Here is a 24,042-nt window from a genome sequence, read left to right on the forward strand (position 1 = left end):
GAGAGACAGTGAAATGAAGTCCGCTTATGCCCTTCTGAGGAAGGGGAAAATTCTTATCCAGAGCTATTCAAAAGCAACGACTGGGCTATGGATCGCCACGGGGCCTGTGTACGTTATAGACGAAGACCATCCGGATGAGCTTGGCGCGAAGATTCGAGATGCGCTGCATGGATCGAACGAAGGAGTGCGGCATCCGAGTCAAGTCGAATGGAAGACGGTTCAGGCTCCAATGCTTGAGGCTGCTGGTGTGAAGACATGGGCAACCCTCGCGAAGAGTGCGAAATCCGTTGGGTTAGAGCTTGATGGAGGAATCGTGAGGATGGTGCCCTCAGCAGACTATGGCAACAACGGCGGGAAGTCGGTTCCCGAGAAGGCCGTTTCGTGCGAGTTTGACAATGGTGAACTCGGTTTCGCTTTAGTTCAGGCTTTTGAGCGTTGTGAATAAAGTGTTGCCACAAACAATCCGACCGGTCCGCAAAATCTTGGGAACAACGTCCAGTTGTACCCGGACGGTAGTCTCAGAACACCGGACGGAAAATTTGCAAGTGTTTCGGGAAGTCCGCCGCCCGGAACAACAGCCGCGTCTCAGTTCGCGGATTTGTTGAGCAGCAATGGCATCAACGTAGTAGGTCAGGAGGTGGTGGTCAATGGTCCGCTTGGTTTGCGGCGCTACGATATTGTTACGCAGGATGCAAGTGGTGCTTTACATGGAATCGAGGTGAAAAGCGGTAGTGCGACTCCGAATACATATCAACAATTTACGGATCAGTTCGTAAATCAGTTTGGCGCCACCGCCACCGGGCGATTCGCCGGAAAGAGCGTAAGCAGTGCGACTACGGTATATGTTCCGTAAGAGATACAGTCCATGAAATTTGAAGCAGAAAGTAAGCCTGAGATTCATGAGCCCCGGGAATCTCAAGTGACACGAGCAATTAAGTCACTGAAGAGCTATGGTCCCTCCTCGTATGCATCTTTGACAGATGCGAGAGGGAATTATGTGCAGGTTGCGGGTGGCGGAGTGACATGCATGATTGAGAGATATGACGCTTCGGATGGAAAGCGCTTTCGCGCGTTTCATAACAAGCCAAGTGCCGTTCGTCCGGATGGAACCATACTCTCGTTTCGCGCCGGAAATATTCCAATGCGATCTGATGAATGGTTCATGTCCAATCAGGTCGCAGAGGTGTTTCTGGCCTTCCTGAACGGCGAGGGATTTCCTGCAGACGTCCACTGGAGGGACGCCCCCGGGTTTTAACGTGAACCGCCACCGGATTTGGTGGAGGCTCCAACTCTTGAGAAAATGCAGCCATGAACAAGTCGAACAAATCTTCTGCTGAAGTCCGGGAACGCGCTGTGCGCATGGTGCAAGAGCATCGGGACGAGTATCCGTCACAGTGGGCGGCGATCGAATCCATCGCCCCCAAGATCGGCTGCACGAGCCAGACATTACTGGGGTGGGTCAAACGAGAAAGTCGATAGCGGCGAACGCGAGGGCGTGAGTACGTCGGAACGCGAACGTCTCAAGGCGCTGGAGCGCGAAGTCAAGGAACTGCGCCGCGCCAACGAGATTCTGAAACTGGCGAGTGCGTTTTTCGCCCAGGCGGAACTCGACCGCCGCCTGAAGTCCTGAAGGCCTTCATTGATCAGCATCCCGACACCTTCGGGGTCGAGCCGATCTGCAAGGTCTTGCGGATTGCCCCGTCGGGCTACCGGCGCCATGCTGCACAGCTTCGCGACCCGTCGCGCCGGTGCGCTCGTGCGATACGTGATGAACGCCTGCGCCCGGAGATCCAGCGTGTCTGGCAAGCCAACATGCGCGGGTCTACGGCGCGGATAAAGTCTGGAAGCAGATGAACCGGGAGCGTATCGCTGTGGCTCGCTGCACTGTCGAACGGCTACACACATTGCGCACGTCCCAAAGCACGTGCAAAAACGCGGCAAACCTTCGCCGGTATTAGGCTTGCGGTGGTACACACGAAAGTGCAGCAAGCCGGTGCCGGAGCGCGTCAAACTGCGCGACCGTTAAGCGATGCGACTAGAACGTGAATGCATGGCAAAGGACGGGCGAACTACTCAGTTGTCGACGGCAGCTACGCGAGCACCGATTGAGATGGATCGGCATTGAACCAAAATGCCTACATGGCGCCTACACAGCGCACCAAAGAAAAAGGGCTTGCGACGCTGACGCGTGCAAGCCCTCGAATCTTTTGGTAGGCCGTACGGGATTCGAACCTGTGACCAACGGATTAAAAGTCCGCTGCTCTACCAGCTGAGCTAACGACCCAAAAGAGAAGCGAGATTATAGCGATAGCCTTGGCGAGCTGTCAACCCACAGTGACGCAATGCATTGCCGGCACTTCATATAGTGAAAAGCCCGGGTATTGCTACCCGGGCTTTTCAGCGAGAGGCGCGCGTGACTATGACGTCGGACACTGCGCGTTACTGCCTGCTACTCAACCACCAGAACTACTTGATCTGCGACAGCTTGCTCTGGGCCGACTGAGCGACATCCGAGCCGCTGTATTGCGCGACGATCTGCTCGAGCGTCTTCTTGGCCGCAGCCTTCTGACCTTGCTCGAGCTGATTGTTCGCAATGGCCATCAGCGAATCCGGCGCACGCGGATGTTGCGGGTAGTTCTTCACCACACCTTGCCAGGTTGCCGTCGAGCCCTTGTAATCGCGCAGTGCATACAGCGCGTTGCCGAGCCAGTATTGCGCGGTCGGCTGGTAGGGACTGTTCGGATACTTGGAGATGAAGCTGCGGAACGACGCCGCCGCATTCTTGAAGTCGCCACTGCGGAACTGCTGCGAAGCCGCGTTGAACGAATCGGTTTCACCCGGCTGAACCTCACCTTGGACGCCATCCACCGTCTGTTGCTGCGGCTCGAATTTCTTTAGCCGCGTGTCCAGATCGGTGTAGTAGTCCTTCTGCTGTTTTTGGAGCGTGGTGAGCTGGTTGCCCATGTCTTCGTTCTGTCCACGCAACGTAGCGACCTGCTGGTTGAGCTGGTCGAGACGGTTGGACTGATCGAGGATCGTACGCTGTGCGGCCGACAGCTGGCTCGACAGGCTATCGGTCTTCGAACGCAGATCGAGAATGGCCTGGCGGGCCTGATCGTCGTCGAAGATGCCCGCATGCGCAGGCACCGTCGCGAAGGCGGTGACTGCGACACAAGCCGCTGCGGCAAACCGCAGCCAGGAGAAACGATGCGTCATTCGGCTCATCACCCGTTACTTACTGTTGGTACACGAGGTCGGCGCGGCGGTTTTGTGCCCACGACGATTCGTCATGACCGGTAGCTTGCGGCTTTTCCTTGCCGAGGCTCACGGCTTCCATTTGCGAGTCCGTCACACCCATCAGCGACAGCGAACGGCGCACAGCTTCAGCACGCTTCTGGCCGAGCGCGAGGTTGTACTCGCTGGTGCCGCGTTCGTCGGTGTTGCCCTGGATCAGGACGTGACGCTGCGGGTGGCTCTTCAGGTATTGCGCGTGTTGTTGCAGCAGCGACTGGTAGTCGTCCTTGACCGAGTAGCTGTCGAAGTCGAAGTAAATGCTGCGCTTGGCCAACGGGCTGTTCGGATCGTTCAGCGGATCGACGTTGACCTGTGCGACATCGGTCGGGTTCGGTTGCGTCGAGACTGCACCGCCCTTGTTAGCGTTTTCGTCGAGCTTGACGCCCGAGTGGCACGCGGCCAGTGCACCGACCATCAATACGGCAAAGGCGAAACGAAGTTTGGACATCATTTGGTTACTCTCCTTGTGTTATTGCATCAACGTTATTGCATAAACGGGCCCCAGGATGGCTCGCGAACGCTACCACCCTGAACGGACAGGACCTGCCGAGTGCGACCGTCGGTCGATACTGCGGCCAACACGCCACGGCCGTTCACCTGTGTGGCGTAAAGAATGTACTGACCGTTCGCCGCGAAGCTCGGCGATTCGTCATGTGTCGTGTCCGTCAGGCCTGTGGCGGTGTTGCCTTGCAGGTCCTGGATATAAAGCTTGAACCCGCCGCCGACGCGCGAGATATAAGCGAGCTGTTTGCCGTCCGGGCTGACGCGCGGGCTGGTGTTGTAGCTGCCCGTGAACGTGACGCGTTGCGCGGCGCCGGCGTTTTCGCCCGCTGCCGGCATCTTGTAGATTTGCGGCTGACCGCCACGGTCGCTCGTGAAATAGATCGACTGACCGTCAGGAGAGAAGGCCGGTTCGGTGTCGATCGAGCTGCCTTGCGTGAGACGGCGCAGTCCGCTGCCGTCTGCATTGACGGCGAAAATCTGTGTATTGCCGGTGCGTGACAGCGCGACGGCCAGCGTGCGGCCGTCCGGCGACCACGCCGGCGCACTGTTGTTGCCCTTCTGATCCGAGACGACCACACGGCGGCCCGTAGGCAGGTCGTGAATGTAGACGATCGGCTTTTTCTTTTCGAACGACACGTACGCAACCTTGGTGCCGTCAGGCGACCAGGCCGGCGAAATGATCGGCTCGGGGCTCGACAGCGCAATGTGCGCGTCCTGGCCGTCCGAATCGGAAATCTGCAACTGGTAACGGCCGCCCGTCTTGATCACGTACGACAGACGCGTGGCAAACACACCGCGGCCGCCCATCAGCTTGGCGTAGATGTAGTCGGCTACCTTATGCGCGCTCATGCGCAAGCCGCTTTCCGGACTCACGAGCACGAGGCCGCCCAGGCTTTCGCCCTTGACCGTGTCGTACAGTTTGAAGCGCACTTCGTACTGGCCGTTCGGCAGGCGGTTCACGCTGCCCGAGACGAACGCATTGGCGCCCTTGGCCTTCCAGCTGCCGAGGTCGACGGAATCGGTTTCGGCGACGGGCGTCGCGCCCGCGTCGATATTCGTGAACTTGCCGCTGCGTTGCAGATCCTGGCGCACGATCGTGCTGACCTGTTGCGGCGAGTTCGCCTCATTGGCGAAATTCGCCGTTGCGATCGGAAACTGGGTTGACCCGACGCCCGTCACGAGGACGTTGAGTTGTGCGTTGGCGGCACCGCCGACGGCGATCAGGCACGACGCTACAAGTGTCCGCAGGCCTAGCTTGGTCATCAAACTCATGCTGTATGGTTTCCCCAAAAACGGTTTTACTAACACTTCACGACAGCAGACAGACCCGGAAAGCACTAATTCGTTCCCGAGTGGCGCCACGCTGGGCGGGGCGCCAGGTCTGCTGTCAACTGACTGTCATGCTGCTGAAATCAACCTGCCGGCTTCAAGGTAATCAGGAAGCTCGTCGGCGTCTTGCCGTTGATATCCTGAGGCATCGGGTCGGTACGCTGGACGGCGCGCAAAGCCGCATCGTCCCACGCCGAGTTTCCGCTGCTGCGCTGGATCGTGGCGTCAAGCAGGGTGCCGGTCGGCGAGCAACGCACGGAAACGACGGTTTCCAGCCCAGCCGTTTCACCACCCCACGAAATATGCGGACGCACTGCACGGCGGACCTTGTCCGAGTAACCCGGCGAAGTCGCCGTGCCGCCTGAGCCCGTTCCCGTGCCACTCTTGCCAAGCCCGTCGGTCGAACCCGTCCCGCCGGCTGAACCTTGCATCATCTGTGCGAGACGCGCGCGACGCTCGGCGTCCACCTTCTTCGCTTGTGCGGCAGCGTCGGCTTGAGCCTTGGCCTTCGCCGCTTTCTGCGCATCGGCTTTCTTCTGCGCCGCGTCAGCATCAGCTTGCTTCTGCTGTTCCTGCTGCTGCTCTTTCAATTGCTGCTGCTTTTGCTGATCGGCAAGTTGCTGTTGCTTCAGCTTGTCGGCCTGCTGCTGTTGCTGCTGCTTTTGTTTCGCTGCCGCAGCCTTTTGCGCGGCAAGCTGCGCAGCCTGGTCGGCCGCTAGTTGCTGCTGACGCTTCGCCTCGGCTTCCTGTTGGGCCTGCAACTTCTGCTGACGCAACTGCTCAGCCAGTTGCGCCTGACGAGCCGCGTCCTGTTGCTGGCGTTTCTTTTCCTGCAATGCGATGTCGGCCTGTTCGTCCGGCAGCGGCGGGGCAGGCGCGACCGGCACGGGCGGCGGTGGCGGAACGGGACGCGGAATCGCCGTATCCGGCACTTCGGTCCACAACTCGGCTTCCGCGCCTTCCGGCGTACTGTTTTGCCATTGAATGCCGTGATACAGGAAGAACCCGAGCAACGCGTGCATCACCAGCGCGAACACGAAGGCTCGCCCGGTGCCGCGTTCACGCGGTGGCTGGAGCGGGTAGTCGGAATTCTTGCGGATCATTGCGATTTGACGAGCAATCCAACGCGTTTGACGCCTTCGCCTTTCAGCTCGGACATCACGTTCATGACGACTTCGTACTTCACGGTCTTGTCGGCGGCGATCACGACGGGCTGATCGGGATGCGCCTGCGCACGATCGGCGATAAAGCCTTTCAGGTCGGCCTTCGTCATGTCTTCCTGCTGCTGCGCGCCGGAATCGTCCTTGTATTTGACGCTCATGTTGCCGTCCGCGCGAATGTTCACGATCACGGGAGGCGTTTGCTGTTGCGGCGCGGCGCCGCCGACGGTGGGCAGATTGACGATCGACGGAGCGACCAGTGGCGCGGTCACCATGAAGATCACGAGCAGCACGAGCATCACGTCGATATACGGCACGACGTTGATGTCGGCCATGGCGCGGCGCTGACGGCTGCCGCGCATGCTGGAGGAACGAGAGCCTGCCATCGTGGACTCCTTACTGTGCCTGGCGCTGCAGAATGTTCGAGAACTCTTCGATGAAGGTCTCGAAGCGGATCGCCAGACGATCGATGTCATGCGCGTAGCGGTTATAGGCCACCACGGCAGGAATCGCGGCGAACAGGCCGATCGCGGTGGCGGTCAGTGCTTCGGCGATACCCGGTGCGACGTTCGCCAGCGTGGCCTGTTGCACGTTGGCGAGGCCGCGGAACGCGTTCATGATCCCCCAGACCGTGCCGAACAGACCGATATACGGGCTGACCGAGCCGACCGACGCGAGAAAAGCGAGATTGGCTTCGAGCACGTCCATTTCACGCTGGAACGCGGCGCGCATGGCGCGCCGTGCGCCGTCGAGAATCGCGCCCGGATCGTTCAGGCGTTTTTCCTTGCCCTTCAGGAATTCGCGCATGCCGGACTCGAAAATGCGTTCCAGCGCGCCGATCGTGTGGCGGTTGTTGGCCGCGCTTTGGTACAGCGCCTGCAGGTCGCCGCCCGACCAGAAATCGCGTTCGAAGCGTTCAGTTTGCGCGCGCGCCCGGCGGATCGCAAACCACTTGCGGAAAATGAAAGTCCACGACAACAGCGACAGCAACAGCAGCAGCGCCATCACGGCCTGCGCGAGCAGGCTCGCATTGAGTACGAGTGAAACGATCGACAGATCTTGTGTAGTGTTCATAAAGGTTCGTTTTAACGTCCCGGAAGGGGGCGTCCGGCTGCAAGGTCAGTCGAAGCTTGCCGTGAGCAAAACGGAAGCATCGGCGAGATTGCAAGCCGAACCATGCTTTGTGTTGCTTGATCGATATGAGTTCACTGGCCCCGTAACAACGGGGTTCAGTCGTTGTCCGTTGACACGCCGCCGCTGCTCGCGCCCGGCCCGCGCCGCAAAGCGGCCAGAACCGGCGAAGGAATCGCGGCCGGCCGCAGCGTTATGCGATCGACGCAGCCGACCCGGATGGAACCGGTAGCAAGCAGCGTGCCGTCCCGCCACGCCTCCTGCACGAAGTCGACCGATGCCCTGCCTAGCCGTTCGATCCGGCTCACGACGTTGACGATATCGTCGAGCCGTGCCGGCGCCCGATAGTCGACCGCGGTGCTGCTTACGATAAACATCGCGCCGGTTTCGTCCGCGAGACGGCGCTGGTCGACGCCGCACGCGCGCAGCCATTCGGTGCGCGCCCGTTCAAAAAACTTCAGGTAGTTCGCGTAAAACACGATGCCGCCGGCGTCGGTATCTTCGTAGTACACGCGGATGGACCACGTGCAGCCGATTTCGGTGCCGGGCTGGCTGGTCGACTCATTCATGCGGCGCATTTTACCGGAACGCATACCCTGAGGTCTGTTTCAAAGTGTGCGCCTTGCCCGGCGGGCCTCAGCCGCGATGAACGCTCAAAGCGGAGAACGATTGGGCGACCGGCATCAGTTCGATCGTGTTGATGTTGACATGTGCCGGGCGGGTGGCGATCCAGTAGATCGAGTCGGCGATATCTTCGGGTGTGAGCGCTTGCACGTTTTCGTACATTTTCGCGGCTCTGTCGTCGTCGCCGCGAAAACGCACGTTCGAAAATTCGGTGCCGCCGCACAGGCCCGGCTCGATGTCGGTCACGCGCAGTGCGGTACCGGCCAGGTCGGCGCGCAGGTTCAGACTGAACTGGCGCACGAAGGCCTTGGTGGCGCCGTAAACGTTGCCGCCCGCATACGGCCAGCTGCCGGCCGCCGAGCCCAGGTTAAAGACGTGACCGCGGTTGCGCTCCACCATGCCGGGCAGCAACGCGTGCGTAACCTGCACGAGGCCCGTGCAGTTGGTTTCGATCATGGTGTTCCACGCGTCGAGACTCGCTTTTTGCGCCGGCTCGGTGCCGAGCGCGAGGCCGGCGTTATTGACGAGTACGTCGATCGCGGCGAAATCCGCCGGCAGCCCGGCGGGCACCGCCGCGACGGCGGCGCGGTCGCGCACGTCGAGTTCGTAGGGTAGAAGCGCGTCGCCGAGTTCGTCGGCGAGTGCCTGAAGGCGGTCCTTCCGGCGCGCGGTGGCGACGACACGATGGCCGCCCTTGACGAAGGCGCGAGCGATAGCGGCGCCGAATCCCGCGGACGCACCGGTGACGAACACGATCATTGCAGTTTCCTGGTCGGTAAAGGAGAAAGGTCCCAAGCCTACTTCCAATGCGGCGCTGCGGCAAGGATGAACCAGCCGCATGAGTGGCTGTGGCAGGGACGCGCAGCGGCTTTGCAATACGTTTTCGTCAGACCTTTGCATGCCGCGCCGGAAGGCCCTTGGGCCGGCTTCGCGAGCATGCACCGCATCGGCGGCTAGCCGGTTGCCTATTCGATCCTCTTCCAATAAACTAACGCGCTCATCCCTGCGTGACTGGCGATAGAACCGGTTCAAGCAATCGGGTTCAAGGTGGAACAACCCACCGTGAAGCGCAGGGTGCCGTTTTGCCGTTCGCCTGGGCAGCCGTGATCCGCGCGCATTGATCTGCGCTGACGGTGGCTGTCCTGCCTCGCGTGTGCGGCGTCTCTCTATCCGCCACGTCAGGGCTGGCCCAGCCGCCAGCAGCGCTGCGTACCCTCTACGCAAGATTCGGCGCACGATCCGGTCAACCTGAACACACTCAACGGAATCCGTATGTTTGACAGAGCCCAAAGCACCATCGCCAACGTCGATCCTGAACTCTGGAAAGTCATCGAGCAGGAAAACCGCCGTCAGGAAGAGCACATCGAACTGATCGCGTCGGAAAACTACACGAGCCCGGCTGTGATGGCCGCCCAAGGCTCGCAGCTCACCAACAAATATGCCGAAGGGTATCCGGGCAAGCGCTACTACGGCGGCTGCGAATTCGTCGACATCGCCGAGCAACTGGCGATCGACCGCGTGAAGCAACTGTTCGGCGCCGAAGCCGCCAACGTTCAGCCGAACTCGGGCTCGCAGGCCAACCAGGGCGTGTTCTTCGCCATGCTGAAGCCGGGCGACACGATCATGGGCATGAGCCTCGCTCACGGCGGTCACCTCACGCATGGTTCGCCGGTCAACATGTCGGGCAAGTGGTTCAACGTCGTCAGCTACGGCCTGAACGAAGCGGAAGACATCGACTACGAAGCCGCTGAGAAGCTCGCCCAGGAACACAAGCCGAAGCTGATCGTGGCGGGTGCTTCGGCATTCGCGCTGCGTATCGATTTCGAACGTCTGTCGAAGATCGCCAAATCGGTTGGCGCGTACTTCATGGTCGACATGGCGCACTACGCCGGTCTGGTCGCCGCGGGCGTGTACCCGAACCCGGTGCCGTTCGCCGATTTCGTCACGACGACCACGCACAAGAGCCTGCGCGGCCCGCGCGGTGGTGTGATCCTGATGAAGGCCGAGTTCGAGAAGCAGATCAACTCGGCTATCTTCCCGGGCATTCAGGGTGGTCCGCTGATGCACGTGATCGCCGGTAAGGCGGTTGCGTTCAAGGAAGCGCTGTCGCCGGAATTCAAGGTGTATCAGCAACAAGTGGTCGACAACGCGCGCGTGCTGGCTGAAACGCTGGTCAAGCGCGGTCTGCGTATCGTGTCGGGCCGTACTGAAAGCCACGTCATGCTGGTTGATCTGCGTGCCAAGAAGATCACCGGCAAGGCAGCGGAAGCCGCGCTGGGCGCCGCGCACATCACCGTCAACAAGAACGCGATCCCGAACGACCCGGAAAAACCGTTCGTGACGAGCGGCGTGCGTCTCGGCTCGCCGGCCATGACCACGCGCGGTTTCGGTGTCAAGGAAGCGGAGCAGGTGGGTAACCTGATCGCCGACGTGCTGGACAACCCGGAAGACGCCGCCACGATCGAACGTGTGCGCGGCCAGGTCGCCGAGTTGACCCAACGTTTCCCGGTCTACCGTTAAGTCGTTATGCACTGCCCCTTCTGCCGTCACGCCGATACGCAGGTTGTCGACTCGCGCGTATCCGAAGACGGCGCAACGATTCGCCGGCGCCGCCGCTGCCCGGCCTGCGACAAACGTTTCACGACGTATGAGCGGGTCGAGCTGGCGTTGCCGTCGGTCGTCAAGAAGGACGGCAGCCGCACGGAATTCGATCGCCGTAAGATCGTCGCGAGCATGCAACTGGCGCTGCGCAAGCGCCCGGTCGCGGCAGACGCGATCGACGCGGCCGTCGCCCGTATCGAGTACCAGTTGCTCGCTAGCGGCGAGCGTGAGGTGCGCAGCGAGCGCCTCGGCGAACTCGTCATGAACGAATTGCGCGCGCTCGATACGATTGCCTACGTTCGTTTTGCCTCCGTTTACCGGCGCTTTGAAGACGTCTCCGAGTTTGAAGACGTAATCGAAGAATTTCGCCGCGCCTCTTCTCCGCCCAAACCCCCCCGCAAGCGCTGAGCGCTGCCGCGCGGCGTGCTGCGTTCGAGTATCCGTCCTTCTCCGCGTTGATTCGCGCATGGGTAGCTCCCGCTCCGTTGTGGTTCGACGCGTGCATTCTTGCGCGAGATAGCGTCTGAATACCACCTGGCCATTCGGCCGATTGTTGGGCGGTTTGCGAACCGCTAGATTGGCTGCATTCTTTGCAACGATCAGGGATGCAGATGAAACAGGACGCCGTTCTTCGACCGCCATCCGGCGGCTTTACGCTCGTCGAAACGCTGGCCGTGGTTGCGTTACTGGCGGTCGTCGCCGTGCTGACGACGCCGTCCTTCGTTGCCTGGCACATGCGGGATCAGATCGACGCACGCGCGAAAGCGCTCGCATCGACCTTTGCCTATGCGCGTAGCGAAGCGCTGCGTCGCGGCACACGTATTACGGTCTGCCGGATCGACGCCGCACGGCGATGTCTTGCCTCAGGGCAAGCTTGCGCCAACGGCATTGCCGACTGGTCTTGCGGCTGGGCCGTCATGGCGGAGCGCAGCGGCACGCTTTCACTTTTGCGTGCGCATCCTTCGTTAAGCGCGGTGAGCATCAGCGGCACGCAGACGAATCTCACGTTCACGCCGCCGGCGGGACAATTGATCGGCACGTTTCGCAGTTTCGAAATCGCCCCGCGTACAGCATCAAGAGCAACTCAGGGAAATGCGTGGCGACGCTGTATCCATATCGCTGCCGGGGGTCGCGTGAGGATTGTCCAGGGCGCTTGCGGAGCCGTGTCGTGAGGCGACTTTCACCCGGGCCCTGGCCGCGCCATTACGCGTTCACGTGCGATGGCAGCTCGCTCATCGAAGTCCTGCTTGCAGTCGCGCTGATGGCGGTGACGGCGCTCGGTTTGATCGCCGGTCAATTGTGGACCGCTCGCGAGGCGCGCGCGACGGCCCTACGTGAGCACGCGGCATGGATAGCCGATTCCGTCGTGGAGGCCACGTACGTGCCCGCCACGAGCGATGCCGCAATCAGGCAATGGAATGTGCGCACGGCGGCGTTGTTGCCGCATGGCGAGGTGTCGGTGGAGGCACGCGGCGGCTTGTCCGCTGCGCGTGTGACGTGGGTGGCGCCGCGTGACATGCCGCCTGCCGACAATATCATCGACAAACCCGAGTTCTGTGGCGGAGCGGACGTTCCCGCCGGTCTCTCGTGCGTGGCATTGGCCTTCGCGAAATGATGGCGCGTTCGTTCCCTGTTCGCGGTCATACGCTGGTGGAATTCGTGATCGCGATCGCACTAGGCTTGCTGGTGACCGCAGGCGCCGTTTCGCTCTACACAGCACAGCGGGCGGCGTTCGAACAGGCCAGCGACGCGGCGCGGATTCGCGAAGCCGGCTTGACCGCGCTGACCCTGATCGGACAGCAACTGCAAATGGCAGGCTTCGTGCCGGCGGACGTCGTGCGCTACGCCAATCCTCCGCCGTTGTTCGGATGCTCGGGCGGCCGGCCGACGGGCACTGACGGCAGCCCCGTCTGCGAGACACTGTCCAGCCGCTCGGATGGCGTCGTGGTCCGGTACGTTGGAGACAACATCTCCACGTGGCCATCGTCGGCAGGGCAAACCACCGACTGCCTCGGACAGGCCGTGACAGCCACCAACGCGGCGCTCGGTGATCGCGGCGTCCCGGTCGTGAACCGGTATTTCGCGCGAGTCAGCGGTTCGACCGGGGAGCCGGAGCTCTATTGCGAGGGCAATGGCAAGGTGGGATCCGCGCAACCGCTGGTTGAAGGTGTCGAGCGCGTGCGAATCAAGTACTGGCTAGCTGACCGATTGGACGCGATCGAGGCGTCAGCGATCACGGCCGATCAATGGACGAGGATCGTCGCGGTCGATCTCTGCGTGCTCGTCCGGGGCGCGCCGCGAGCGCAGCGACAGAGTTATGTCGATTGCGACGGCATTCGCGGCGTGAGCGCCGATTCGCGCGCGCGGCAGGCGTTCTGGCGGCGCGTCGCGATACGTAATTCGGCGACGGGGGTTTCTCTGTGACGGAGCATCGAAAGAAGATGGGCCTGCGCGGTGTGTCGCGCGTTCATCATTACCGAGGCACCGTTCTCCCCATCGTGCTGCTGATTACCGCAATGATGTTGACCACGTCCGCGGCATGGTTCGAAAGTTCGCTCGCGTCGTCGCGCGCTGCTAGCAACGTCCGCGACTATTTGCAGGCGTTCCATGCGGCCGATTCGGTGCTGACGTTGTGCGCCCGTGCGGTTGTCGCGGCAGCGGGTGAGGGTGCTGCTGCCGCCATGCCATCGGCCGCATCCGGCGAGCCAATGCAATGGAAGCTCGAATCCGCATTCGAAGCCGGCGCAATCGCACCTGTTTCGCAATGGCCCGGGTCACTGCGGCCGCCGCTATGTTTGATCGAAACATGGCGTCTGGACGCGCGCGCGGATGCTCGAGCGTTTCTGCTGACTTCGCGCGGCTTCGGCCGGACCAGGGAGTCGCAGGTGTGGCTACAGATGGAGCTTGTGATCGAGGGCGAGAACGTCGAACGCCATTGGCGTCGCATCGCCGCCAAGCCGTTTTGACGGGAGGCCCATGACAGGACGGCATACATCCGCATTCACGCTGCTCGAACTGATGATCGCGCTTGCGATCGCGGTCACGCTCGCCATGTTCGCGGTCCCTTCGTATCGGAGTCACGTCGAGCGCGCGCATCGGATCGACGCGGCATCGGCGCTTTATCGGGCGGCGCAATTCGTCGAGGGCGCGACAAGCGACAACCTGCCGGCCTTGCCTCCAGGTCTGGATCAGGCGCCGCAATTCGGTGCGCCGATCTACAGCCTGCATGTGCTGCCTGCGGACGACACGAATGGTGGTTATGCGATAGAGGCCGCGCCGATCGGGGCCGGACCCATGCGCGACGACGCCTGCGGCATCTTCACGCTTGATGCGACGGGACAGCGAAGTAATCGACGCGGGAGTAATAGTGGCGGCGATTTAACGCCGCCAAGCGGTGAGTGCTGGAAGACCGGCTAGCGGCATTCTGGCGGCACGAGCAAGGCGGGGAGCGGAGGTCAGGAGCGGAGCTCAGGAAGCGGAAGCCAGAGGGCACGCACGCAACAATCCCCTCACTTCCCCCCATCCACCGATTCGCCCTTCGCGCGCGAAGACGCAGCCGAATCTCGCTTCATCTGCTGCCAGATCCGGTACGCTTCCCACCCGGCAAGCGCTAGGCCGCCCCACTTGAGCGCCGGTTTGGCGCCGGCGGCAAGCGTCGCGCGCAAAGGCTTGGCGAGCACCATCGAAGCGATGGAGCTGATCAACGGATACTCCTTCAGCAAGGCGCCGATATTCCCCGCGTTGAGGAAATTCGCCTTCGATCCACGACCCGGGCGCAGGTTGCTAAAGCCCGGCACCAGGAACTTGAGCCAACTGAAGTGGGTGACCGCCTGACGCAATTCGATGGTTGCCTGAGCGAGTTCCATCCGCTCGACATCCGCGCGCACCATCAGCAGTTCCTTGCGCAGTGCTCGCAGGTGCGGCGCGCTCAGGTCTTTTGCCTGGTGGCGTTTGTTACGGAAGGCGGTATCGGAATGGATCTGGCTCATGGCGTGTCGGCGGCAGTGGAGGTGGGGTAATCGGACAATGACAGACAATCGCTCAACAACGGTGCAATGCTCCGCTGGCAACGTGCGCAACGCACGCGCCCAGCGCACTTCGCATCACGGTTTGCGAAACACGTCACGGTCTTTTTCGAATTCGGCGATAGTCGCTTCGAACACCATCGGCGCATTGCGCAGACCACTGCGAGCTTTGAGCGCACAGGCCAGTCCCGCAATCGCATAGACCGCGGTGATGCTGGCAAGCGCCTGCCAGCGGTAAGTGTCCCAGAAGGCAATTGCGATCAGCGCCGTCAACGCGATCAGCGCCATGGTGGCGAGCATCATCGCGGCAAGGCCGAGAAACAGCACGGCGAGCAGACGGTCTTTTTCTTCGGCGAGTTCAATGCCGACCAGTTCCAGCCGCGTCTGCAGAATGGCAAACACGGATCCGATAATGCGGCGCAACGGGCTATGTTCTCCGCGCTGCGATTGTGTTTCTATCGTCATGGCTGTGGGCGTTGCGCGTAAAGGCCTAACCGACGCGTGCGCGCGCCAGGAGAAGCGGACCGGCCAGACAGGCGCCGGTCAACTCGATTCGCTGATGCGCCGGAGCGATTGCCGCCCCGCGCACCAGGTGTTGCCTGCTTACTTGCGGTTGATCAGCAAACCCAGCAGCACGCCGGCGCCCGCGGCGATGCCGATGGATGCCCACGGATGCTCATGCACGTAGTCGTCGGTGGCGCGGGCAGCCTTCTTGCCTTTTTCGACCACCACGACCTGCACGTCAGCCGCTTTTTCCTTAGCCTGCTTCAGGCGCGTCAGCGCCGTTTCACGCAGTTCCGAAGCGCGCTCGCCCGTGGCGCTCGCGGCCTGTTTCAGCAGATCTTCCGCGTCCGCGAGGACGGTTTTGATATCCGACATCAATCTCTCCTTGTTGACTTCCGACATTGACAGCTCCCTTCGGCTCACGCCACGCGTGAATCGTAACCAAAGAAACGGCCGCTGGCGAGCGCAGTGCCCGATTGTTCGAAGGAAACGCACGAACCGTTCCTGGTTGAGGAAAGCCTTGAAAACGCTACCACCCACAGCATCATGCAGGAAAGTTTGCCTAAGATGGAGTTGATCTGTCCCGCAAAGTTTCCGCTAAAACGGTGAAAATTACAAAAACGCATAAAGTAGTGACGCGATGTTCGTTCGCGGTGCATCGCAGGTCCGGTATCCTTTATCTTTGCGGCGCCGCGGGCAGAAGCTCGCGCGGGCTGTCCGACCACCTATAGGAGATGCATCATGAGTCTACGTCTTGGCGATATCGCACCGGATTTCGAGCAGGAATCGAGCGTGGGTCGTATCAAGTTTCATGATTGGCTGGGCGATAGCTGGGGTGTGCTGTTCTCGCATCCGGCGGATTTCACGCCCGTCTGCACGACCGAGCTCGGTCTGACCGCGAAGCTGGCGGACGAATTCGAGAAGCGCAACGTGAAGACGATCGCGCTGTCGGTCGACACGGCGGAGTCGCACAAGGAATGGATCAAGGACATCAACGAAACGCAGGCGGCCAACGTCGGCTTTCCGATTCTCGCGGACGGCGATCGCAAGGTTGCTGAGCTGTACGACATGATTCACCCGAATGCCAACGAGACCCTGACGGTCCGTTCGTTGTTCGTGATCGATCCGAAGAAGAAGGTGCGTCTCACGATCACCTATCCGGCTAGCACCGGTCGCAACTTCGACGAAGTGCTGCGGGTGATCGACTCGTTGCAGCTGACCGACAGCCATTCGGTGGCGACGCCGGGCAACTGGAAACAGGGCGACGACGTGGTGATCGTCCCGTCCTTGAAGGACGAGGAAATCATCAAGCAGAAATTCCCGAAAGGCTACAAAGCCCTGCGTCCGTATCTGCGCATGACGCCGCAGCCGAACAAGTAAGCGGCTGCGCGGCGCAGCCAACGCCACATGACAAAAGGCCGGTTCTCGAAAGAGAACCGGCCTTTTGTATGTATCGAATCAGCGCCTCGTCAAGCCATCAGAAAAACGCCTGAATCCCCGTTTGCGCACGGCCCAGAATTAGCGCGTGAATATCGTGCGTCCCTTCATACGTATTCACGACTTCCAGATTCACCAGATGCCGCGCAATGCCGAATTCGTCTGAAATCCCGTTGCCACCGAGCATGTCACGCGCGAGCCGCGCGATATCCAGCGCCTTGCCGCACGAATTGCGCTTCATGATCGACGTGATCTCGACCGCCGCGGTGCCTTCGTCCTTCATGCGGCCGAGGCGCAGCACACCTTGCAGGCCGAGCGTGATCTCAGTCTGCATGTCGGCCAGCTTCTTCTGGATCAACTGATTCGCGGCAAGCGGCCGGCCGAACTGCTTGCGGTCCAGCACATACTGACGCGCCGTGTGCCAACAGGCTTCCGCCGCGCCGAGCGCGCCCCACGCAATGCCGTAGCGCGCCGAGTTCAGGCAGGTGAACGGACCGCGCAAACCGCTGACTTCCGGGAAGCGGTTCTCTTCCGGCACGAACACTTCGTCCATGACGATTTCGCCGGTGATCGACGCCCGCAGGCCGACCTTGCTGTGAATAGTCGGTGTCGACAGTCCCTTCCAGCCCTTCTCGAGAATGAAGCCGCGAATCGAGTCCTTGCCGTTTTCCTCGAGCTTCGCCCACACGACGAACACGTCGGCGATCGGCGAATTGGTGATCCACATCTTCGCACCCGACAGCGAATAGCCGCCGTCCACCTTCTTTGCGCGCGTGATCATGCTGCCCGGATCCGAGCCATGGTTCGGCTCGGTCAAGCCGAAGCAGCCGATCCATTCGCCGGTGACGAGCTTGGGCAGGTACTTCTGCTTTTGCGCTTCCGAGCCGAATTCATAAATCGGCACCATGACCAGCGAAGATTGCACCGACATCATCGACCGATAACCGGAATCGACGCGCTCGACCTCGCGCGCGATCAATCCATACGCCACGTAGTTCAGGCCGGGGCCACCGTATTGCTCAGGAATCGTCGGACCGAGCAGGCCGAGTTCGCCCATTTCGCGAAAAATCTCGATGTCGGTCTTCTCATGGCGGAAGGCTTCGAGCACGCGCGGTTGCAGCTTGTCTTGCGCGTAAGCCGCGGCGGCGTCGCGCACCATGCGTTCGTCTTCGGTGAGCTGCTGATCCAGCAGCAACGGGTCTTCCCAGTGAAACTGCGCGGCCTCGGCCATGATTTATCTCCTGATTCCTTCTGGACTGAAACGTGTCTTGAGCTACATCCTCGGGCTTGACTTAAGTTCCGCTATGCGAAACAATGTTTTGCAAACTACGACCGAGTGTATCACCCCATGCCGCCCACATCTACTCTGTCCGATCCGCTCGACGAGCGTAAATTCGTCGTCGCCCTAGCTCGCGGGCTGGATTTGCTGCGCGCGTTCAAACCGGGCGAAACCCTACTCGGCAATCGCGATTTCGTCGAACGCACGGGCTTGCCGAAGGCCACGGTCAACCGTCTCGCCTACACGCTGACGGTGCTTGGTTATCTGCGGCTCGACGAAACACTGGGTAAATATGCGCTCGACGCGGGCGTGCTGTCGCTCGGTTTCGCGCTGCTCTCGGGCACCGACACGCTGGAACTCGCGCGTCCGCATCTGCGCACCTTCGCTCGCGAGGTCGGCGCGGCGGTGTCGCTCGGTTGCCGCGACGGGCTCGACATGATCTATCTGGAGACGATCCGCAGCGAAACCGCGCTGACGCTCGGGCTGGCCTCCGGCTCGAAACTGTCCATGCTGACAAGCTCGATGGGCCGCGCGTATCTGGCCGTGCAACCGGCCGACGTGCGCGCCGCGCTGCTGCTCGAACTCGGGAAGGCGGCCGGAAAGGAAGGGCCGGCTTTAATGGCCGGCGCTGAAACGGAAATCGCGGCGTTCGCCGTGGAACGCTGCTGCTATTCGTTCCGCGCGTGGCACGACGACGTGAACGCGGTCGCCGTGCCGTTTCGCGAGCCGCGCGAAGGGCGCTGGCTGGTGCTCAGTTGCAGCGGACCGGCGTCGTCGATGGGAGAGGACGTATTCCGCGAGAGCGTGGGCCCGCGGCTGAAAGCGCTCGCGCGGCGTCTGGGCGATACGGGTTGAAGCGCCGGCAAGCCCGCTCAAACCGCCCGATCGTGATAATGGGCATTGAACAACGGCCCTTGCACGAAGCGCACGTCATACTGCTGGAGCGCCACGAACTGCGCTTCATCCATCACGCGATTGAAGATCAGCGGAATCCGCAGGCGGCTCGCGTAACCCACTAGCGGTTTAACCATCGCATCGCGCAACGCGATGCCGGCATCCATCTTGATGAAGTCGAGCCGCGCGGTTTCCGACACCGACAGAATCTGCCCCGCGTTCGACAGATTGCCCGCCACCTTGAAGCCGTAGCGCTGATAGCTCTGGGTCAGATAGCCGAGAAACGTCTTGTGCGCGACGGCTGCCGCCGGCAACTCGATCACCACCCGCGACGGGTTCAGTCCGAACGACACCAGCACCGTCGAAAAATGCCGGCCGTGGTCGTACTTCACGCTCTTCAGCAGACGCTCGTGCACGCGCAGAAACAGCAAGCCGTGCCGTTGCGCGCCAAAAAAATTGATCGCATGCAGCGCCCGCGACATCCGGTCGAGCGCGACCAGTTGCTGGTCGTCGGCAATCCGGTCGAACGGGTCGAATACATCGAACGGCGGCGCGTCGAGGCGCTGCGTGACGGCCTGAAAGCCGAGTTCGTCGCCGAACCGGTCCACGCCCTCGGCGCCGGACGTGAGCGACTGCGCCAGCGAATGCACGCTGATGTCGAAGATCGGCTCGTAACTGCTCGCCAGTTCGTGACCGTCGAAGCGGGCCAGTGCGATATCGCTGTGCTCGCCGTGTCCCATCGCCAGGTATTCGCCGAGAAACGGGTGTTCGGCGGCGCGGGCGATGAGGTTGGGGATGGTCGGCGGAATCATGTAGGCGAATGGATGGCAAAAAAGGCGCGCTCGGCGCTGGGCAACGCGACGCAGTTGCCGCATCCAATGATGGTAGCAGTCCAGCCAGCGCTCACATGAACAAAATGCTCATAACGTTATCCGCCGAACGCTTGTGTGCGTGGGCTGCCGGACATTTTCGAGCTGGCGTTCCGGGTTTACGTGAATTTCACTATTCGTAATTCGTTTTACTATTCGTAAAAATTCGCGCGACCACGCCGACTTGACGCTTAAGCAAGCGTTTTCGCGATCCGTATTACCCGCCAACACTCCATCAGGACGAGGGGACACCCGAATGAGCGCCAACCCGGCTCCGGCCGCCGCCAACGTGATCGAAGTCGAGCGCGTGCTCGGCGAAACGCATCACCCGGCCTTCCAGTGGATGCTGCTCGCGTTATGCGGGCTGTGTCTCGTGATCGACGGCTTCGACGCGCAGGCCATGGGCTACGTCGCGCCCAGCGTGATCGGCGAATGGCATGTGTCGAAGGCGGCACTCGGCCCGGTGTTCAGCGCCAGCCTGTTCGGCATGCTGCTCGGCGCGCTGGGCTTGTCGGTGCTAGCGGACCGGATCGGCCGCCGGCCGGTGCTGATCGGCGCGACGTTTTTCTTCGCGCTGTCCATGCTGGCCACGCCGTTCGTCTCGACGATTCCCGCGCTGATCGCGCTGCGTTTCATCACCGGACTCGGGCTCGGCTGCATCATGCCGAACGCGATGGCGCTGGTCGGCGAGTTCGCGTCGCCCGCGCATCGCGTCAAGCGCATGATGCTGGTGTCGTGCGGCTTCACGCTGGGCGCGGCGCTCGGCGGCTTCGTCAGCGCCGCGCTGATTCCGGCTTACGGCTGGCGCGCGGTGTTCTGGGTCGGCGGCGCGGTGCCGCTGCTGCTCGCATTCGCGATGCTCGGCGCGTTGCCCGAGTCGCTGCAATTCCTCGTCATCAAAGGGCGCAGCGAACGTGCGCTGCGCTGGCTCGAGAAATTCGATCCGACGCTGCGGATCGATGCGAACACCCGCGTCGTCGTGCGTGAGAAGGGTACTGGCGGCGCGCCGGTCGCCGAGTTGTTCCGCGCGGGTCGCACGCCGGTCACGCTGATTCTGTGGTCGATCAGCTTCATGAACCTGATCGACCTGTATTTCCTGTCGAACTGGCTGCCCACCGTGATGCGCGACGCCGGTTATTCGCCGTCCACCGCAGTGATCGTCGGCACGGTGCTGCAGACGGGCGGCGTCGTCGGCACATTGTTGCTCGGCTGGTTTATCGAACGGTTCGGTTTCGTGCGCGTGCTGTTCGTGTGTTTTGCCGGCGCGGCGCTCGCGGTCGGCACTATCGGCACGGTCGCGCATGCGTTGCCGTGGCTGCTGATCGTCGTGTTCGCGGGCGGCTTCTGCGTGGTCGGCGGACAACCGGCGGTCAACGCGCTGGCCGGCCATTTCTATCCGACCACGCTGCGCTCCACCGGCATTGGCTGGAGTCTTGGCATCGGCCGGATCGGTTCGGTGATCGGGCCGCTGGTCGGCGGTCAACTGATTGCGATGAACTGGTCGAACGCCTCGCTGTTCCACGCGGCGGCGGTGCCGGTGCTGTGCTCCGCGCTGCTGGTGATCGCGCTAGCGGCGGCGACCCGGCAACGCGGCGGCCAGTCCGAGCCGCGGACCGCGTGAGCTGAAACGAACGAGTATCAACGGAGAACCTTGCATGGACACCGCAACACGTCAGCCGAATACCGCGCGCTCGCGGCTCGAAATCGAGCCGGGTTATCAGTCGGGCTTCGGCAATGAATTCGCCACCGAGGCGCTGCCGGGCGCGCTGCCCGAAGGCCGCAATTCGCCGCAACGCGCGGCCTACGGTCTGTACGCCGAGCAACTGTCGGGCACCGCGTTCACTGCGCCGCGCGGCCACAACCGTCGCACGTGGATGTACCGGATCCGGCCGGCGGCCGTGCATAAGCCGTTCACGCCAGTGCCCGCGACGCGGCTGGTGGCCAACTTCGCCGAGGTACCGCCCACACCGCCCAATCAACTGCGCTGGGACGCGTTGCCGATGCCGACGGAGCCGACCGATTTCATCGACGGCTGGGTGACGATGGCGGGCAACGGCGCGGCGGAATCCATGAGCGGTTGCGCGATTCATCTGTACGCTGCGAACCGTTCGATGCAGGACCGTTTCTTCTACAGCGCCGACGGCGAATTGCTGATCGTGCCGCAGGAAGGGCGTCTGCAGATCGCCACCGAAATGGGCCGGCTCGACGTCGAACCGTTCGAGATCGCGGTGATTCCGCGCGGCGTGCGCTTCGCGGTGAGCCTGCCGGACGGCACGGCGCGCGGGTATATCTGCGAGAACTTCGGCGCGCTGCTGCGCTTGCCGGATCTCGGGCCGATCGGCTCGAACGGCCTGGCGAATCCGCGCGATTTCCTCACGCCGCACGCGGCCTACGAAGACCGCGAAGGCGACTTCGAACTCGTCGCCAAGATGAACGGCAATCTGTGGCGCGCGGACATCGGCCATTCGCCGCTCGACGTGGTCGCATGGCACGGCAATTACGCGCCCTACAAGTACGATTTGCGCCGCTTCAACACGATCGGCTCGATCAGTTTCGACCATCCGGACCCGTCAATTTTCCTGGTGCTGCAATCGCAAAGCGACACGCCGGGCGTCGACACGATCGACTTCGTGATCTTCCCGCCGCGCTGGCTCGCCGCCGAAGACACGTTCCGTCCGCCCTGGTTCCATCGCAACGTGGCGAGCGAATTCATGGGCCTCGTGCACGGCGTCTACGACGCCAAGGCCGAGGGTTTCGTGCCCGGCGGCGCGAGTCTGCACAACTGCATGTCGGGTCACGGCCCGGACGCGGACACGTTCGAGAAGGCCTCGCATGGCGATACGTCGAAGCCGCACAAAGTGGGCGACACACTGGCCTTCATGTTCGAGACGCGCACGCTGATCAAGCCGACCCGCTTCGCGCTCGAAACCGCGCAATTGCAGGCGCATTACTACGAGTGCTGGCAAGGCCTCAAGAAACATTTCAACCCGGAGCAACGATGAGCGCATTGAGCGATCTTCAGGCGACGCTCGATCCGTCGCGCAAGAGCTGGGTCGAATCGGCCAACGATTCGACCAGCGATTTTTCGATTCAGAATCTGCCGTTCGGCGTATTCAGCGACAAGCGTGAAGGTGCTAACGCGGCGCGTCGAGTCGGCGTGGCGATCGGCGACCAGATCGTCGATCTGGCCGCGTTGCAGGCGGCGGGTTTGCTTGAGGTGCCGTCGCAAACCGACGTGTTTGCACGCGAGACGTTGAACGACTTCATCGCGCTCGGCCGCGACGCATGGCGCAGTGTCCGCATTCAGCTGAGCGATCTGCTGGCACGCGACACCGCCGCATTGCGCGATGACAGCGCGCTGCGCGCGAAGGCGCTGGTGCGTCAGGCCGACGCGCAATTGCATCTGCCGGTGCAGATTCCGGGCTACACCGATTTCTATTCGTCGAAAGAACACGCGACGAATGTCGGGTCGATGTTCCGCGATCCGAAGAACGCGCTGCTGCCGAACTGGTCGGAAATGCCGATCGGTTACAACGGCCGCGCGTCGTCGGTCGTGGTGAGCGGGACGCCGGTGCGTCGGCCGAATGGTCAACTGAAGCTGCCGGATCAGGAACGCCCGGTGTTCGGCGCGTGCCGCAAGCTGGACATCGAACTGGAAACGGGTTTCGTGATCGGCGCGGGTAGCGCGCTGGGCGAGCCGGTGGCCTGCGCGGATGCCGAAGCGAATATCTTCGGCATGGTGTTGCTGAACGACTGGAGCGCGCGCGACATCCAGCAATGGGAATACGTGCCGCTCGGTCCGTTCAACGCGAAGACTTTCGCGACCACGATTTCGCCATGGATCGTGACGCTCGACGCGCTCGAACCGTTCCGCGTCGCGCAACCGGTTCAGGAACCGCAGCCGCTCGCTTATCTGCGTCACGACGGCGCGCACGCTTTCGATATTCATCTGGAAGTGACGTTGCGTCCGCAACAGGCCACGCAGGCGAGCACGATCACGCGGACCAATTTCAGGCACATGTACTGGACGATGGCGCAGCAGCTCGCGCATCACACGGTGTCGGGCTGCAATACGCGGGTGGGCGATCTGATGGGTTCGGGCACGATCAGCGGACCGAGCGAGGATTCGTTCGGCAGCCTGCTGGAATTGACGTGGAACGGCAAGAAGCCGGTGGAGTTGCAGCAGGGCGGCACGCGCAGTTTTATCGAAGACGGCGATGAGCTCACGTTAGCGGGCTGGTGCCAGGGTGACGGCTATCGGGTTGGGTTTGGAACGTGCGCGGGGGAGATTTTGCCGGCGCAGTCGTAACGTCAGGAGCAACATCACTAGACGCATAGGAAAAGCCGGCGGATTACGCCGGCTTTTTCGTTTCCACCGCGCGCAGGGTGTG

General features: G+C 61.9%; 27 protein-coding genes, 1 tRNA gene, 1 pseudogene, 1 riboswitch and 1 other annotated feature. Of the genes and pseudogenes, 15 read left to right on the plus strand and 14 right to left on the minus strand.

Going from position 1 to position 24,042, the window contains the following annotated elements; all coding sequences use genetic code 11:
- The first annotated feature begins 13 nt into the window (after nucleotides 1-13).
- The 3 genes and pseudogenes from B0G83_RS10240 to B0G83_RS10250 form a co-directional block, all read left to right on the plus strand.
- Nucleotides 14-445 carry a hypothetical protein gene (locus tag B0G83_RS10240; RefSeq protein WP_105507331.1) on the plus strand — a complete coding sequence of 144 codons (432 nt, stop codon included), beginning with the start codon at nucleotides 14-16 and terminating at the stop codon, nucleotides 443-445.
- A 420-nt stretch (nucleotides 446-865) separates the two neighbouring features.
- Nucleotides 866-1,255, plus strand: coding sequence for a hypothetical protein (locus B0G83_RS10245; protein ID WP_105507332.1), 390 nt, complete (start codon nucleotides 866-868; stop codon nucleotides 1,253-1,255).
- A 53-nt stretch (nucleotides 1,256-1,308) separates the two neighbouring features.
- Nucleotides 1,309-1,898 (plus strand): annotated as a pseudogene (locus B0G83_RS10250) (IS3 family transposase); the annotation flags it as partial.
- Nucleotides 1,585-1,701, plus strand: a sequence feature (AL1L pseudoknot). (Overlaps the previous pseudogene by 117 nt.)
- Before the next feature lie 310 nt (nucleotides 1,899-2,208).
- Here the strand turns inward: B0G83_RS10250 and B0G83_RS10255 are convergent.
- From B0G83_RS10255 to ydfG, 9 genes are all read right to left on the minus strand, one after another.
- A tRNA-Lys gene (locus B0G83_RS10255) sits at nucleotides 2,209-2,284 on the minus strand.
- 182 nt (nucleotides 2,285-2,466) lie between these two features.
- Nucleotides 2,467-3,216 (minus strand): tol-pal system protein YbgF, encoded by a 750-nt coding sequence (gene ybgF, locus B0G83_RS10260; RefSeq protein ID WP_105507333.1) that lies wholly within the window; start codon nucleotides 3,214-3,216, stop codon nucleotides 2,467-2,469.
- Nucleotides 3,217-3,235: 19 nt separating this feature from the next.
- Entirely contained in the window at nucleotides 3,236-3,745 is a 510-nt protein-coding gene (gene pal / locus B0G83_RS10265) for a peptidoglycan-associated lipoprotein Pal (protein ID WP_035552920.1), read from the minus strand.
- Nucleotides 3,746-3,777: 32 nt separating this feature from the next.
- Nucleotides 3,778-5,070 (minus strand): Tol-Pal system beta propeller repeat protein TolB, encoded by a 1,293-nt coding sequence (tolB, locus tag B0G83_RS10270; RefSeq protein ID WP_105507334.1) that lies wholly within the window; start codon nucleotides 5,068-5,070, stop codon nucleotides 3,778-3,780.
- A gap of 140 nt (nucleotides 5,071-5,210) precedes the next feature.
- Entirely contained in the window at nucleotides 5,211-6,230 is a 1,020-nt protein-coding gene (gene tolA, locus B0G83_RS10275; RefSeq protein ID WP_105507335.1) for a cell envelope integrity protein TolA, read from the minus strand.
- Nucleotides 6,227-6,673: a protein TolR gene (gene tolR, locus B0G83_RS10280; RefSeq protein ID WP_105507336.1), complete on the minus strand. Its 447-nt coding sequence runs from the start codon at nucleotides 6,671-6,673 to the stop codon at nucleotides 6,227-6,229. The genes tolA and tolR overlap by 4 nt, the downstream gene beginning before the upstream one ends.
- Nucleotides 6,674-6,683: 10 nt before the next feature.
- The gene (tolQ, locus tag B0G83_RS10285; protein WP_007179119.1) at nucleotides 6,684-7,361 is read right to left on the minus strand and encodes a protein TolQ; all 678 of its coding nucleotides are present in this window, start codon (nucleotides 7,359-7,361) and stop codon (nucleotides 6,684-6,686) included.
- A 155-nt stretch (nucleotides 7,362-7,516) separates the two neighbouring features.
- Nucleotides 7,517-7,996 carry a tol-pal system-associated acyl-CoA thioesterase gene (gene ybgC, locus B0G83_RS10290; RefSeq protein ID WP_105507678.1) on the minus strand — a complete coding sequence of 160 codons (480 nt, stop codon included), beginning with the start codon at nucleotides 7,994-7,996 and terminating at the stop codon, nucleotides 7,517-7,519.
- Between the two features lie 58 nt (nucleotides 7,997-8,054).
- Nucleotides 8,055-8,801, minus strand: a complete 747-nt coding sequence (gene ydfG, locus B0G83_RS10295; RefSeq protein WP_105507337.1) for a bifunctional NADP-dependent 3-hydroxy acid dehydrogenase/3-hydroxypropionate dehydrogenase YdfG — start codon at nucleotides 8,799-8,801, stop codon at nucleotides 8,055-8,057.
- 238 nt (nucleotides 8,802-9,039) lie between these two features.
- A riboswitch (ZMP/ZTP riboswitch) is annotated at nucleotides 9,040-9,148 on the plus strand.
- Nucleotides 9,149-9,314: 166 nt separating this feature from the next.
- On the opposite strand from ydfG, the gene glyA reads away from it, so the two are divergent.
- The 7 genes from glyA (at nucleotide 9,315) to B0G83_RS10330 (ending at nucleotide 14,060) form a co-directional block, all read left to right on the plus strand.
- Complete coding sequence (gene glyA, locus B0G83_RS10300) at nucleotides 9,315-10,562, plus strand: serine hydroxymethyltransferase (protein WP_105507338.1); 1,248 nt, start codon at nucleotides 9,315-9,317, stop codon at nucleotides 10,560-10,562.
- 6 nt (nucleotides 10,563-10,568) lie between these two features.
- Nucleotides 10,569-11,051 carry a transcriptional regulator NrdR gene (gene nrdR, locus B0G83_RS10305; RefSeq protein ID WP_105507339.1) on the plus strand — a complete coding sequence of 161 codons (483 nt, stop codon included), beginning with the start codon at nucleotides 10,569-10,571 and terminating at the stop codon, nucleotides 11,049-11,051.
- Nucleotides 11,052-11,254: 203 nt separating this feature from the next.
- Nucleotides 11,255-11,815 carry a GspH/FimT family pseudopilin gene (locus B0G83_RS10310; protein WP_181156802.1) on the plus strand — a complete coding sequence of 187 codons (561 nt, stop codon included), beginning with the start codon at nucleotides 11,255-11,257 and terminating at the stop codon, nucleotides 11,813-11,815.
- Nucleotides 11,812-12,258 (plus strand): hypothetical protein, encoded by a 447-nt coding sequence (locus B0G83_RS10315; protein WP_105507341.1) that lies wholly within the window; start codon nucleotides 11,812-11,814, stop codon nucleotides 12,256-12,258. Before B0G83_RS10310 ends, B0G83_RS10315 begins: the two co-directional genes overlap by 4 nt.
- Nucleotides 12,255-13,067, plus strand: coding sequence for a PilW family protein (locus B0G83_RS10320; protein ID WP_105507342.1), 813 nt, complete (start codon nucleotides 12,255-12,257; stop codon nucleotides 13,065-13,067). Before B0G83_RS10315 ends, B0G83_RS10320 begins: the two co-directional genes overlap by 4 nt.
- A gap of 17 nt (nucleotides 13,068-13,084) precedes the next feature.
- Nucleotides 13,085-13,609, plus strand: coding sequence for a pilus assembly protein (locus tag B0G83_RS10325; protein ID WP_258167871.1), 525 nt, complete (start codon nucleotides 13,085-13,087; stop codon nucleotides 13,607-13,609).
- 10 nt (nucleotides 13,610-13,619) lie between these two features.
- Nucleotides 13,620-14,060: a type IV pilin protein gene (locus tag B0G83_RS10330; protein WP_105507343.1), complete on the plus strand. Its 441-nt coding sequence runs from the start codon at nucleotides 13,620-13,622 to the stop codon at nucleotides 14,058-14,060.
- Nucleotides 14,061-14,152: 92 nt separating this feature from the next.
- On the opposite strand, the gene B0G83_RS10335 is transcribed toward B0G83_RS10330, so the two are convergent.
- From B0G83_RS10335 to B0G83_RS10345, 3 genes are all read right to left on the minus strand, one after another.
- On the minus strand, nucleotides 14,153-14,632 hold the full coding sequence (locus tag B0G83_RS10335; RefSeq protein ID WP_105507344.1) for a DUF3318 domain-containing protein: 480 nt from the start codon (nucleotides 14,630-14,632) through the stop codon (nucleotides 14,153-14,155).
- A 114-nt stretch (nucleotides 14,633-14,746) separates the two neighbouring features.
- Nucleotides 14,747-15,133, minus strand: coding sequence for a phage holin family protein (locus B0G83_RS10340; RefSeq protein ID WP_105507345.1), 387 nt, complete (start codon nucleotides 15,131-15,133; stop codon nucleotides 14,747-14,749).
- A 138-nt stretch (nucleotides 15,134-15,271) separates the two neighbouring features.
- Nucleotides 15,272-15,574, minus strand: a complete 303-nt coding sequence (locus B0G83_RS10345) for a YqjD family protein (protein WP_028198798.1) — start codon at nucleotides 15,572-15,574, stop codon at nucleotides 15,272-15,274.
- A gap of 339 nt (nucleotides 15,575-15,913) precedes the next feature.
- Between B0G83_RS10345 and B0G83_RS10350 the strand changes: the two genes are divergently transcribed.
- Complete coding sequence (locus B0G83_RS10350) at nucleotides 15,914-16,552, plus strand: peroxiredoxin (RefSeq protein WP_105507346.1); 639 nt, start codon at nucleotides 15,914-15,916, stop codon at nucleotides 16,550-16,552.
- A 97-nt stretch (nucleotides 16,553-16,649) separates the two neighbouring features.
- Here the strand turns inward: B0G83_RS10350 and B0G83_RS10355 are convergent, their stop codons facing one another.
- Nucleotides 16,650-17,840, minus strand: coding sequence for an acyl-CoA dehydrogenase (locus B0G83_RS10355; protein ID WP_105507347.1), 1,191 nt, complete (start codon nucleotides 17,838-17,840; stop codon nucleotides 16,650-16,652).
- Nucleotides 17,841-17,957: 117 nt separating this feature from the next.
- Here B0G83_RS10355 and B0G83_RS10360 point away from each other — a divergent pair, with 117 nt between their 5' ends.
- The gene (locus B0G83_RS10360) at nucleotides 17,958-18,743 is read left to right on the plus strand and encodes an IclR family transcriptional regulator (protein ID WP_105507348.1); all 786 of its coding nucleotides are present in this window, start codon (nucleotides 17,958-17,960) and stop codon (nucleotides 18,741-18,743) included.
- Nucleotides 18,744-18,760: 17 nt separating this feature from the next.
- On the opposite strand, the gene B0G83_RS10365 is transcribed toward B0G83_RS10360, so the two are convergent.
- The gene (locus tag B0G83_RS10365) at nucleotides 18,761-19,594 is read right to left on the minus strand and encodes an EAL domain-containing protein (RefSeq protein ID WP_105507349.1); all 834 of its coding nucleotides are present in this window, start codon (nucleotides 19,592-19,594) and stop codon (nucleotides 18,761-18,763) included.
- 313 nt (nucleotides 19,595-19,907) lie between these two features.
- Between B0G83_RS10365 and B0G83_RS10370 the strand changes: the two genes are divergently transcribed.
- From B0G83_RS10370 to fahA, 3 genes are read left to right on the plus strand one after another with little or no spacing between them, the layout of a single operon-like run.
- Entirely contained in the window at nucleotides 19,908-21,272 is a 1,365-nt protein-coding gene (locus B0G83_RS10370; protein WP_105507350.1) for an MFS transporter, read from the plus strand.
- Between the two features lie 34 nt (nucleotides 21,273-21,306).
- Nucleotides 21,307-22,653: a homogentisate 1,2-dioxygenase gene (hmgA, locus tag B0G83_RS10375; RefSeq protein WP_105507351.1), complete on the plus strand. Its 1,347-nt coding sequence runs from the start codon at nucleotides 21,307-21,309 to the stop codon at nucleotides 22,651-22,653.
- Nucleotides 22,650-23,960, plus strand: coding sequence for a fumarylacetoacetase (gene fahA / locus B0G83_RS10380; protein ID WP_181156805.1), 1,311 nt, complete (start codon nucleotides 22,650-22,652; stop codon nucleotides 23,958-23,960). Before hmgA ends, fahA begins: the two co-directional genes overlap by 4 nt.
- Nucleotides 23,961-24,042 lie beyond the last annotated feature (82 nt).

This window comes from Paraburkholderia sp. BL21I4N1 (assembly GCF_002973525.1).
GTDB lineage: Bacteria > Pseudomonadota > Gammaproteobacteria > Burkholderiales > Burkholderiaceae > Paraburkholderia.

Coding starts and splice junctions, on each gene's coding strand:
- B0G83_RS10360 (WP_105507348.1), top strand. CDS start 17,958: ATGCCGCCCACATCTACTCTGTCCGATCCGCTCGACGAGCGTAAATTC.
- B0G83_RS10330 (WP_105507343.1), top strand. CDS start 13,620: ATGACAGGACGGCATACATCCGCATTCACGCTGCTCGAACTGATGATC.
- B0G83_RS10350 (WP_105507346.1), top strand. CDS start 15,914: ATGAGTCTACGTCTTGGCGATATCGCACCGGATTTCGAGCAGGAATCG.
- B0G83_RS10365 (WP_105507349.1), bottom strand. CDS start 19,594: ATGATTCCGCCGACCATCCCCAACCTCATCGCCCGCGCCGCCGAACAC.
- B0G83_RS10340 (WP_105507345.1), bottom strand. CDS start 15,133: ATGACGATAGAAACACAATCGCAGCGCGGAGAACATAGCCCGTTGCGC.
- pal (WP_035552920.1), bottom strand. CDS start 3,745: ATGATGTCCAAACTTCGTTTCGCCTTTGCCGTATTGATGGTCGGTGCA.
- ydfG (WP_105507337.1), bottom strand. CDS start 8,801: ATGATCGTGTTCGTCACCGGTGCGTCCGCGGGATTCGGCGCCGCTATC.
- B0G83_RS10310 (WP_181156802.1), top strand. CDS start 11,255: ATGAAACAGGACGCCGTTCTTCGACCGCCATCCGGCGGCTTTACGCTC.
- ybgC (WP_105507678.1), bottom strand. CDS start 7,996: ATGCGCCGCATGAATGAGTCGACCAGCCAGCCCGGCACCGAAATCGGC.
- B0G83_RS10335 (WP_105507344.1), bottom strand. CDS start 14,632: ATGAGCCAGATCCATTCCGATACCGCCTTCCGTAACAAACGCCACCAG.
- fahA (WP_181156805.1), top strand. CDS start 22,650: ATGAGCGCATTGAGCGATCTTCAGGCGACGCTCGATCCGTCGCGCAAG.
- tolA (WP_105507335.1), bottom strand. CDS start 6,230: ATGATCCGCAAGAATTCCGACTACCCGCTCCAGCCACCGCGTGAACGC.
- B0G83_RS10320 (WP_105507342.1), top strand. CDS start 12,255: ATGATGGCGCGTTCGTTCCCTGTTCGCGGTCATACGCTGGTGGAATTC.
- tolB (WP_105507334.1), bottom strand. CDS start 5,070: ATGAGTTTGATGACCAAGCTAGGCCTGCGGACACTTGTAGCGTCGTGC.
- tolQ (WP_007179119.1), bottom strand. CDS start 7,361: ATGAACACTACACAAGATCTGTCGATCGTTTCACTCGTACTCAATGCG.
- ybgF (WP_105507333.1), bottom strand. CDS start 3,216: ATGACGCATCGTTTCTCCTGGCTGCGGTTTGCCGCAGCGGCTTGTGTC.
- B0G83_RS10325 (WP_258167871.1), top strand. CDS start 13,085: ATGGGCCTGCGCGGTGTGTCGCGCGTTCATCATTACCGAGGCACCGTT.
- B0G83_RS10245 (WP_105507332.1), top strand. CDS start 866: ATGAAATTTGAAGCAGAAAGTAAGCCTGAGATTCATGAGCCCCGGGAA.
- nrdR (WP_105507339.1), top strand. CDS start 10,569: ATGCACTGCCCCTTCTGCCGTCACGCCGATACGCAGGTTGTCGACTCG.
- B0G83_RS10240 (WP_105507331.1), top strand. CDS start 14: ATGAAGTCCGCTTATGCCCTTCTGAGGAAGGGGAAAATTCTTATCCAG.
- B0G83_RS10370 (WP_105507350.1), top strand. CDS start 19,908: ATGAGCGCCAACCCGGCTCCGGCCGCCGCCAACGTGATCGAAGTCGAG.
- hmgA (WP_105507351.1), top strand. CDS start 21,307: ATGGACACCGCAACACGTCAGCCGAATACCGCGCGCTCGCGGCTCGAA.
- glyA (WP_105507338.1), top strand. CDS start 9,315: ATGTTTGACAGAGCCCAAAGCACCATCGCCAACGTCGATCCTGAACTC.
- tolR (WP_105507336.1), bottom strand. CDS start 6,673: ATGGCAGGCTCTCGTTCCTCCAGCATGCGCGGCAGCCGTCAGCGCCGC.
- B0G83_RS10345 (WP_028198798.1), bottom strand. CDS start 15,574: ATGTCGGAAGTCAACAAGGAGAGATTGATGTCGGATATCAAAACCGTC.
- B0G83_RS10355 (WP_105507347.1), bottom strand. CDS start 17,840: ATGGCCGAGGCCGCGCAGTTTCACTGGGAAGACCCGTTGCTGCTGGAT.